We start from the raw sequence: 10130 nt of genomic DNA on the forward strand, positions 1-10130 counted from the left end.
AGCCGCACTCGCCCTGATCATGCTCGCCTGCGGACCCGTCAGAATCAAGCTCCCATACCAGAGATAACGGAACCCACATCTCTGTCAGGAGAGCCGAACTATGGTTACAATGCCGGCGTCTATTCCGACTACATCAACAGCACTTGCCACGGTTCCTCTGTCTACACTGATTGGGGTAACAGCATCAGTGTTAACACCGCTCCTGACAAATGGGCGAACGCTTGGCACACCGGAAATACATGGACGCACAACTCGTGGTACTACCGGACCTGTTAGTTTGATCAGTCCATAAGTAATACAGTGCCACCCGGCGAAACAGTATTTTTCGCCGGGTGGTTCCATGCCTTTGTGAGGACCTGTAGTAAAAATGTTGAAATTGCTCGTGAGGATTACATCTTTAGGCATTGCTGTCTTCCTGTCGGTTTTGGGTGGAATCTATATCTCCACCGCCGAAGAAGCATTTCCCAGGGGTAGCGATTTCACTGCGAGCCTGGATTTCTCAAAGATTCAGCTGCCCAAAGACCAGGTCATCTCCCAGCTCGACGCCATGGCTGGTGAATCAGGGCTTCACCTGGCCAAAGTTGTGGCCGATCCAGAGGATTTCTTCAACGGTCGCTCGCTCTATGTGTTCGGCAGCGAAGCGCCGAAGGCGGCACAGGACCTTGCGTGGTTCAAGTCCGGGATGCATGGCCAATTGCTGCCTGCTCATGAGTTGGGGCCGGCTCCCCTGAGTGGGCCTTACGTCTATTCAGGACCTGAGGTTGCCACGACGCAGCTCGTGCAATGGTTGGACGCCCATGGTGTGAAGCGTGTCATTACCGAGAAGAGTGCCTCGGCCGTGCTCAGTCAGGCGCTCTTGAGTACCGGCGCCTGGCTGACTTTTCTGACCTGTCTGGTCCTGCTTATTACTCTCGTTATCTCTTGGTACGTCCTGCGCGCACGGGCCCGCTCACTAAAAGTCCTGTGTGGAGCTCCTGCCGGCAAGGTGGTCCTTGAGGACCTCCTTTCCCTGCTGCGGGTCGTGACTGTTCCTGCTCTCGTGGGATTAATCGGCGCCTTGGCTTTCGTGGCCTTACAGGGCAAGATCTCGTATCTAATGCCGTTTGCACTCACGAGTTCGGCGTTCATCGCCTGCGGCTTGGCGATGATGATGCTCTGCGCTTGGCTTGTGAGCATGATGACTTGGCCGTCCGTGGACGGAATAGCCTCGCGCCTGCCTCCTGAGAAGCATTTCCAACGCATTAGTGAAGTACTCAAGGCGGCAACACTGGTCCTCGTTACGGTGACCCTTCCGGTCGTGGGGGCGTCCATAACTGAGGCGACAAATCTGTCCAACCAGAATGCACAATGGGAATTCCTCAAGGACAACGTTTCGCTTCGTGACTCCATCCGCTCTGACGCTGAGTTTGAGACTCGCCTAGCCGAAAAGCACGATTTGGTGAGCGAGGCTTCAAAGGCCGGCAAATTGACGCTCTCCTACGCTGTCAAACCGGAAGATCTGGGCCTCAAGGGTGCAGCGCCATCCGACTTGGGCGGCTATGACGGCGTGGTCTTCGCAAATTCGAGCTACTTGCAGGCGATCTCCCCCGTCGTAGGATTCACTCCATCGTCTGGAAACCCTCTAGGTGGGCGAGGGGAGAAGATCGCCATCAATGCTCTCCCCACTCCCCTGGTGAACTACCTATCTCAGCAGTACCCCCTCTTGAATCGGGCGGGCACAAACCTCGACGGCATCGAAGAGCGACTGGTGCCCTTCCGCTACACGGGCCAAGAAGACTTCCCCGCCCTGACTCAGGTCCTTGGCGAAATGGTGCATTTCGCCAACCCGCTCGTCATCGTCGTGGACGATCCATCGGAGACTTTCAACGATCATACGATCGGGGCCATGATGTCGACTTCGAATCTTACGTTCAGTGATTCTGAGTGGTTACGCGGCTATCTCGCAGGCCACCCGCTGGGAAACGTCGTTCTTTCCGTCGACCGGATCTCCGACGCCGCACTGTACAACAGCCAGCTACAGAACCAATCTGCAGGCATGAAGAGCCTTTCCTTCACTCTTGTCTTGCTCGCCCTCACTATGAGCACAGCCGTCTCGGCGCTCGTCTACGCCATCTCGAAGGCACGGCGCCTCCTCGTGCAGCGCACCTCCGGGTGGACGTGGCTGAAGTCCCTTGCACGTCGACTCGCGTGGGAAGGATCAATGGCTATCGTTTTGGCTGTCTCAATGGTCTTCGCTTTGGGAGCAGGCGCCCGACCCGAAGTCTGGTGGGCGCTGACCACCGTGCCGCTCTATCTAGCCGTCACGGTCATACTGCATGTCACCTCGGCAAGGGGAGTCTTCACAAGAGTTCTCGCTCGCGCGGCGTGACCAGAAAATTTTCAGGAAAGGATCTCAATGGAAATCACAGCAGAGAACGTTACTGTCGCAATCGCCCACAAGAACATCCTCGGAGGACAGAGTGTCACCGCCGTTCCCGGCCGCACACTGGCCTTGGTCGGACCTAGTGGATGCGGGAAAACGACTCTTCTCAATGTACTGGGGCTTCTCCGTCGCGCCGACGGGGGGCGGGTACTTGTCGGCGATCAAGACGCAACCCGCTGGGACGATCGTCGGCGGCGGAAGTTCTGGCAGCAGCACGCAGCCTTTGTCTTCCAGGACTACGGACTCATCGATGAGGAATCAGTTGAGTACAACGTGGCCCTATCCCAGATATCTCTCTTCGGTCTTCGTAAGCGGCAGAAGAGCCGAATTGAAATTGCGCTCGACCGGGTTGGGCTCACTGGTCGTGGTGGCGAAAAGGTATCAACTCTCAGCGGCGGGGAGAAACAGCGTGTCGGTCTCGCCAGGGCTATGTTCAAATCCGCGGACGTGATTTTCGCCGACGAGCCTACCGCTTCCCTTGACCTTTTCAACCGGAACCTCGTGACCGGTTTCCTCCAGGAAGAGGCAGCGCGCGGAGCTACCGTCGTCATCGCCACCCATGACGAGGCTCTTATGAAAGCTTGTGACCTAAAGCTGCGGCTCGGCTCTGTGGTTGAACCAGTTATGGCGGGTTACGTCGCCCACTGACCCGGTGATACTACGGGCGCGCCCTTCGGGGACGCAGATCCTCACGCTTGATATATAGGCGGCTTATCCAATTTCCCCCTTCGGCGGCCATGGGCTTCGGCCTGCGGCCGCCGGTGTCGCTTAGCCCGCATTCAAGTCTCAGAAGCAACCAACCACCTATAGCGGCCGGTTGCTGGTCCGGAGGCAGGGCTATTTCAAGTCCGGCGAGGACCTTCGCACAGCTCTCTCTGCAACTGCTGCCGCGAACGGAACCGGCGCTTGGGTAAGCCCGGAGCATCTGGCATTCACATGCACCGGCACGTTCGACGAGACTCAGGCCTTCGAGGGCCCAAGCATCTCGATGATCCTTCTGAATGACCACGCCGCGCAGTCCATAACTGGAACCAACGCCCCAGTCTTCGCGTCGTGGGCCGAAGCTGGGGCTTGGAAACTCGCCCAAGATGCACGGGCATCTGTGAGTTGACTGCGCCGGGGGCCTGTGAGTAGCCCAGATCCTCGATGATTTGGGGCTTGGGGACCAACTCGCGGAAGAGTAGCGCCCAAGCCATAGTCGGTTGGCGTCCGCTAACGTTCGTTCGCAAGACACTCCAGTGCATGTTCGAAAAGGCGCGGAAACACAGAGCTCATTTTGTAATACTTGCCGTGTACTCGCCTATGTAACGTTCTACCCGGTTAGTGATACGTTTCCGATATGCGATTCGGATACGGACGGGTTTCAACCCGGGATCAGCACCCCGAGGCCCAACACGATGCCCTGTCCGCGGCCGGCTGCCAGCAGGTCTTCCTCGACACGGCCTCCGGAAAGCTCGCCCGCAGGCCCGAACTGGACAAGGCGCTGCTCTCGGCCAACCGTCCCGGGGACCAGCTCGTCGTCACCAAACTTGACCGGCTCGGCCGGTCGTTGGAAAACCTCATCGACTTGTCCAACACCCTGCAGGAGCGCGGTGTTGACCTCGTCGTCCTTGACCAGGGCATCGACACATCCACCGCCACCGGGCGGATGTTCTTCCAGATCCTCGGCTCGATCGCCGAGTTCGAACACGCTCTGATGTCTGAACGGACCCGCGACGGGCTCGCCGCCGCCAGGGCGCGGGGGCGCACCGGCGGCCAGAAGCCGAAGCTCACTCCCCGGCAGGTGAAGATCGCACGGGAAATGTACGAAGAAACCGGCACCGACGGCAAGCGGGTACGCACGGTGGCGGCAATCGCGGCCGAGTTCGGTGTCACGAGACCCACAATCTACCGTCACTTCGAGACCCGGAAGGGGTAGCCGGGTTCTCTATCCCGGCTACCCCTGGTCGGCTCCGTTTCCGGCATCACTGCCTTCAGGGTCACGGAATGCCCGCCACGACCCGCCGAGGTCGGGGAGCTGGAACGAGTAGTGCCCGTGGACGTTGATGTGCCGGCGCAGGTATGCCGATAGACGGGCCACGTCTTCCTCGGCAATCGGGTGGCCCTGTGCCCGCAGCGTCTCCAGTGCACGGTCGAGATAGACCGTGTTCCAGAGCGTCACGCAGTTCAGCACGAGGCCTAAAGCGCCGAGCTGGTCTTCCTGTCCCTCGCGGTAGGCCCGGTGCAGTTCGCCTTTGCGCCCGTGGAAGATGTGCCGGGCCAGGGCATGGCGGCCCTCTTGAAGGTTTCGCATGCCCTTCATCTCCCGCCGATATTGGGGGTCATCGACGAATGTCAGGACGTGGAGCGTTTTGAAGATACGACCGTAATGAGCGAGAGCTTCGCCAAGGTCGGTAGGACGGCCGTCGCGCTGGAGAATTCGGATGACGTCGTGGGCGGAGACTTCCCTAGTATGCACGGAGGCAACCACGCGCAGGATATCGGGCCAGTGGCGGCGGATCTTGCCCACATCGATCCTGCCCCGGGCGGCCTTGTCCAGAGCGCCATAGTCGGCACCGCCGTTGATACGCCACAGCTTTGCATCCGGCAGATCGGCCAATACGGGCCTGTAGTCAAAGCCCAGGAGAGTAACGAGACCGAACACGATGTCCGAGTACGACCCTTGGTCGGTGACCAGCACCTCCGGGCGTTGACCGCTGTCGGGGCTGATGACCAGATCCACGAAGTGGAGGGTATCTTTGGGTGTTCCGGAGACAACCTTGCCGGACAACCCCACGGACTGGTCAGAAATCATGTTCAGCCAGGTCACACCTTTCTTGCGATGGAAGTATTTCGGGTTGGGCCGGGCATCGATTGTCCGCACGGGCACGAGGAACCGCATCCCGTCGACGGCGGCGACCATCCCCCCGCCCCAGGCCTGAGGGAGGGTAAGTCCGGCCTGGGCATCGATGAGTACGGTGTTCGCTGCGGCGTTGGTCTCCGGACGCAGGTAATGCTGGTCGACATGGGCCAGCCGGCCGGCGGTCAGGGCAGCCACTTCGCCGATCACCGGGGAGAGCCCGACGTTCAGTGCGTGCGCCGTCAGCAGGGCCGCGACCGAAACATGGAGATCAGCAAGTCTTGTCCTGGCCCCGGACACGGCCGTGAACGAGGCCTCGAACGCCGGTTGCCATGCCATCACTTCCAGGATCTGCTCGGACAGGTCCACCTGCGGGATCATGCCGGACAGGCGGCTGCGCAGGTCGAGCAGGCTCGGGCGTTCGATCAGGGCCTCGTCCTTGCCGAGGTGCAGCCTGCCTCCCGTGTCAACGGTGATATCGGTGTTGGTGACCATGCCGCCTGCGGTTGCACGCCACGCCGCGTCCAAGTCCTCCGCCTGTTCGGCCAGCAGGGCGTCCGGACTTTCCGGGAGCAGCAGCGCCCCCAGGGCCGGCCCCTTGGCGGCCTCCCATGCAGGACCCGACAGTAGCTTGGCCCGGGGATCGCAGAACCGTTCGGAGGTCAGCGCGAAGATGTCGCGGTGTCTGAGACCGGCGTGGAAAAGCTCCAGCACGCAGAACACATAGGCATTGCGGTCAACCGTGCCCTCTGGCCGGTCCTTGGCGAAGACGAGTTTCTGCCACCAGCCTGACGGGACGAGCTGCACATCAACCTTGCGGGCATCGAGGTATCCCTTGGGAACCCGTGCCGTCTCCTTCACCTCGAGCAGCTGCGCGAGATCCTCCATGGCCCGCAGGACCCGCTGTGCGTCGGTGGTGGCGCCGAACCTGATGCTTTGGCACAGCATTTTCACGAACCCTCTCACCGAGTTGTACCTCTCCAGGACCGTCGCCCGCCAAGCCCCGTCCGGCCCGGCCTGCGGTGGCGGGGTGATCAGTTCCAGTCCCTCTACCGCCGCCCGGATCTTCGCCCTGGAACCCACTGCCTTTTCGATCATTGCCCACAGCATGCCCAGTGGAATGTCCTCGCCCAGCTCTTCGGCCTCGAACAACACCTCCACCACGGACTTGACCAGCGCGGCGTCTCGGGCCACACGGGGGTAGCGCTTCAGGGTCTCCTTGTCCGCGGACTTCGCCGCCCGCCCGAACAGCTCATTGGCCAGCAGCGCATCGAAGAGTTCCAGGGCATCATCGGTGGCCTTCGTTTCAAGCCATGTCAGCGTGGCCAGCAGGGTCGCGGTTCGCATGCTATCCGGATGCCGGGCAAGTTTCGGCGCTTTTTCGTTCATTCCGGACCGGGCCAACTGCAACACTCGCCGCTTGGATACGCCCGTACCCGCGATATCGATCTCTCCCAGCCGCAGGGCCGCGATTTCGGACACCCGGTCCAGCGCCTTCATCATCGACCGACCCGATGGATCCCTGCGTGGCGGATGACGCCACAAATCCAGCTGAGACCGCCGCCCCTGCCCAGGGACCAGAAGCACGCTATCCAGTGCCGCCGCCTGCCCACTTGTCACCACCGCAGCGAGAGCATCATGTAACCGGGACTCGGCCTTCTTCCTGACGCCGGCCACCTAGTCTCGGAGGGTGCTTACACCCGGCAACAGCACGCGGCGCCCGCGTAGCCAGGCCACCGCCGCGAAAAACAGCGTCTTCGGCCCCGCGTCACTGGTCCACGCCTGCCGGTCCACCCACTCCAATAGCTCCGTCTCCATCGAGGCGTAAGTGACGAAACCGTATACCTCGGCGATCTCCCACTGGTGCTCGAACCGAGTCTGCTTCCGTTCCACGTACCGCTTCACACACGACGGATCGGCCACGCCTACCTGCGCCGCAACAAAATCGACGACAGCGGTCGGAACATCCACGGGATCATCCAGGAAAGCACCCAGATGACGAACGGTCACAAGCTGGAGTCCGAACCCGAGCCGGTTGTGGTCGCCCCTCCGCTTCGCCACCAGCTCGCGATCCAAGTCATCGAGGAAGAAAAACCGATCCAGCACCGACTGTTCCGGAGCTTCGTGCGCATACCGCCCGTACGCCGCCTCTTCGGCAGCCGTTAAATATTCACCAGCCATGCTCTCTCAACGATCGACGCTAGCAATTGTTGCGATCGGTTTGATCCTTAGCGCTACTTTTCCGCGGGATGGTCCTCGACCCCCAGAACCCTTACACAGCGCTGCCGACGCTCAACCTGTTGACCTACCAGATCTCGCGGATGATCACGGACCGTCTGGCCGAGGGTGTCGCCATCGACGAGGACGCGGCGAACATCGACTACACGTTCGACCTTAACGAATTCTTCGCGACGAAAGACAACGGCTTCTTCGAGCACGAGCCTGAGGTCATCAAGTTCCTCGACTGCCTCGCGGCCAACGAGAAGTACCCGTTCTCCACGCCCGAGCTGCGCGATGAGATTCGCCACTCTTTCTGGCTGCTCAACCGCGTCGCCTCGGCCAAAGCACTGGAGAAGCTCCTCAAGAAGCACGACGTCTTCAAGGACTACACCATCATCCTGGCAGCCGGCGACGGACGCTCAGACGAGTCCGACCCGGTCGCAGCAGGTAAGTCCCTCGACAAGGTGCGCACGGCCATCGCCGAGGCGGAGACGTCGAACGGCAAGACCATCACGCTGTCTGTCGGGCAGCTAACCACAGGCGTCACAGTGCCGGAGTGGACCGCGGTCATCATGCTGTCGAACCTGTCCTCCCCGGCCCAGTACATGCAGGCGGCGTTCCGGGCGCAGAATCCCTGCACGTTCGAGCGCGGCGGGCGCGTCTTCCAGAAGCAGAACGCATACATCTTCGACTTCGCGCCCGAACGCACGCTGACGATCTTCGACGCCTTCGCCAACAACCTGCACCCGAACCCCTCGGGCGACCAGCGGGTGCGGCAGGACAACGTCCACCGGCTGCTGAACTTCTTCCCGGTGCTGGGTGAAGACGCTGAGGGTCGGATGATCGAGCTTGACGCCTCCCAGGTCCTGACTTTCCCGCAGGTATTCAAGGCCCGCGAGGTCGTGCGCCGCGGCTTCCTGTCGAACCTGCTGTTTGCGAACGTCGCCGGCATCTTCCGGTACTCCGGGCACTTCAAGGAGATTCTGGACAAGCTGCCCACCGCGAAGCAGGGCAAGGTCAACACCGGGGAGCCCATCGAGATCCCACAGCCGCCGCCCATCACTGACCCCGACGGCAACGTCCAGGTCGACGTGGAGACCGTTATCAACGCCAAGGTCGCCGAGCTCGGTAAGCCCGTCTACAGCATCGAGGAGATCCCTACCCCCGAGCCCGACGCCCCGGCGTCCACGGCGGCGACAGCGATCGCCAGGGTGGTGACCGACCAGACCCGCTCCAAGCGCGAAGAGTTGACGAAGGTCTACGGGCTCACCGCCACGCAGGTCCAGCGCGACATCAAGCGCACCGAGCAGGCCGTGAAGGACCAGATCGAGCGCGCATACACCGAGCACAACATCGCTAGCAAGCACATCGAGGACGAGCTGAAGAACGCAGCCACAGAGGCCGAGGCCCAGGCTGTCGAGGCCAAGAAGGCCGAGCAGGACGAGGCGTTCAAGGCGAACGTCATGACCATCGTCGACAAGACGATGGAGGAGATCGTACCCGAGGTGGTCACCCGCGAAGAGACCAAAAAGGAGCAGGGGCGCGCAGACCATACGATGGACGACGCCCGCTCCCACCTGCGGGGCTTCGCCCGCACGATTCCCATGTTCCTCATGGCATACGGGGACCGCGGCATCCGGCTGTCGAACTTCGACGACTACACGCCCGACGACGTGTTCGAGGAGATAACGGGCATCACCGAATCCGAGTTCCGCCTCCTGCGCGACGGCCAGGAAGTCGCCGAGGAGAACGGCACCGTGACGAGGATCCCGGGCCTTTTCGACGAGACGGTCTTCGACCAGGCCGTCCAGGATTTCCTGGACAAGAAGGAAACGCTCGCCGATTACTTCAACGACAAACAGACCGAGAACATCTTCGCCTACATCCCGCAGCAGAAGACATCCCTGGTGTTCACCCCGCAGTCCGTGGTCAAGACGATGGTCGACACCCTAGCGGAGGAGGACCCGGGGATCTTCACCGACCCGGACAGGACCTTCGCCGACCTGTTCTCAACTGCAGGCTTGTTCTTGATGGAACTCGTGCGACGTCTCGACACCGGCCTCGCCGCGGTGTTCCCGGACCAGGAGGAGAGGCTGCGGCACATCCTGACCTCACAGATCTTCGAGATAAGCCACAACGAGATCCTTCACCACATCACCATCGAGGCTGTCTCCGGCGGTGTACCCGAGCGCAAGGCGTGGATCGAAGGCTCCGGTCACTTCCGGGTTGGGAACCTTGCCCGGATGACCCCGGAGGAGCGGCAGAAGATGGTCGACGACATGCTGACGGAAGGGCACTGACCATGAGTAAGAAGTTCGATGTTGTCATCGGTAACCCGCCCTACCAGGAGGAAGCCCAGGGCGCGGGTACCCGAGACACCCCTGTCTATCACCTGTTCATGGAGGCGGCCTACGAGGTCGGGAAGAAGGCCGTACTCATCACTCCGGCAAGGTTCCTTTTTAACGCGGGATTCACGCCCAAGGCATGGAACGAGAAGATGCTAGGTGCGTGGGTCAGTAATGAGGGTGCCGGTTTTAAAACGCCGGAGGATTAACCGGGGCCTGGTAGGGGTGGCTGGGAGAATTGGGGGTATGGATACTGGTTCTTCTGGCCTGAATGGTTTGTTCGATGAGTCCCTGGTGGAGCGTG

7 protein-coding genes are annotated in these 10130 nt (G+C 61.1%); 5 read left to right on the forward strand and 2 right to left on the reverse strand.

The genetic code is table 11. The annotated features are described in order from the left end of the window. Nucleotides 1-367: 367 nt before the first annotated feature. The 3 genes from RCH07_RS18330 to RCH07_RS18340 all read left to right on the forward strand — a co-directional run bounded on the left by RCH07_RS18330 (nt 368) and on the right by RCH07_RS18340 (nt 4340). Nucleotides 368-2368 carry a hypothetical protein gene (locus RCH07_RS18330; RefSeq protein ID WP_326968923.1) on the forward strand — a complete coding sequence of 667 codons (2001 nt, stop codon included), beginning with the start codon at nt 368-370 and terminating at the stop codon, nt 2366-2368. A gap of 27 nt (nt 2369-2395) precedes the next feature. Next, nucleotides 2396-3070 (forward strand): ABC transporter ATP-binding protein, encoded by a 675-nt coding sequence (locus RCH07_RS18335; RefSeq protein WP_326968924.1) that lies wholly within the window; start codon nt 2396-2398, stop codon nt 3068-3070. Nucleotides 3071-3761: 691 nt separating this feature from the next. Continuing rightward, nucleotides 3762-4340 (forward strand): recombinase family protein, encoded by a 579-nt coding sequence (locus RCH07_RS18340; protein WP_326968925.1) that lies wholly within the window; start codon nt 3762-3764, stop codon nt 4338-4340. A gap of 18 nt (nt 4341-4358) precedes the next feature. Here RCH07_RS18340 and RCH07_RS18345 read toward each other — a convergent pair whose 3' ends face one another. Together RCH07_RS18345 and RCH07_RS18350 are read right to left on the reverse strand one after the other, a co-directional pair. Continuing rightward, nucleotides 4359-6938, reverse strand: coding sequence for a Tn3 family transposase (locus tag RCH07_RS18345; RefSeq protein ID WP_326968926.1), 2580 nt, complete (start codon nt 6936-6938; stop codon nt 4359-4361). Further along, on the reverse strand, nt 6939-7442 hold the full coding sequence (locus RCH07_RS18350) for a DUF4158 domain-containing protein (RefSeq protein WP_326968927.1): 504 nt from the start codon (nt 7440-7442) through the stop codon (nt 6939-6941). Nucleotides 7443-7510: 68 nt separating this feature from the next. On the opposite strand from RCH07_RS18350, the gene RCH07_RS18355 reads away from it, so the two are divergent. Next, nucleotides 7511-9781, forward strand: a complete 2271-nt coding sequence (locus RCH07_RS18355; RefSeq protein WP_326968928.1) for a hypothetical protein — start codon at nt 7511-7513, stop codon at nt 9779-9781. A 2-nt stretch (nt 9782-9783) separates the two neighbouring features. Then, nucleotides 9784-10035 (forward strand): Eco57I restriction-modification methylase domain-containing protein, encoded by a 252-nt coding sequence (locus tag RCH07_RS18360; RefSeq protein ID WP_326968929.1) that lies wholly within the window; start codon nt 9784-9786, stop codon nt 10033-10035. Nucleotides 10036-10130 lie beyond the last annotated feature (95 nt).

Source organism: Arthrobacter sp. CG_A4, assembly GCF_035985125.1.
Lineage (GTDB): Bacteria > Actinomycetota > Actinomycetes > Actinomycetales > Micrococcaceae > Arthrobacter.

What these genes read in the sequence shown, in the direction of transcription:
- RCH07_RS18350 (WP_326968927.1), bottom strand. Translation starts at nt 7,442, where the DNA reads ATGGCTGGTGAATATTTAACGGCTGCCGAAGAGGCGGCGTACGGGCGG.
- RCH07_RS18360 (WP_326968929.1), top strand. Translation starts at nt 9,784, where the DNA reads ATGAGTAAGAAGTTCGATGTTGTCATCGGTAACCCGCCCTACCAGGAG.
- RCH07_RS18335 (WP_326968924.1), top strand. Translation starts at nt 2,396, where the DNA reads ATGGAAATCACAGCAGAGAACGTTACTGTCGCAATCGCCCACAAGAAC.
- RCH07_RS18340 (WP_326968925.1), top strand. Translation starts at nt 3,762, where the DNA reads ATGCGATTCGGATACGGACGGGTTTCAACCCGGGATCAGCACCCCGAG.
- RCH07_RS18330 (WP_326968923.1), top strand. Translation starts at nt 368, where the DNA reads ATGTTGAAATTGCTCGTGAGGATTACATCTTTAGGCATTGCTGTCTTC.
- RCH07_RS18355 (WP_326968928.1), top strand. Translation starts at nt 7,511, where the DNA reads ATGGTCCTCGACCCCCAGAACCCTTACACAGCGCTGCCGACGCTCAAC.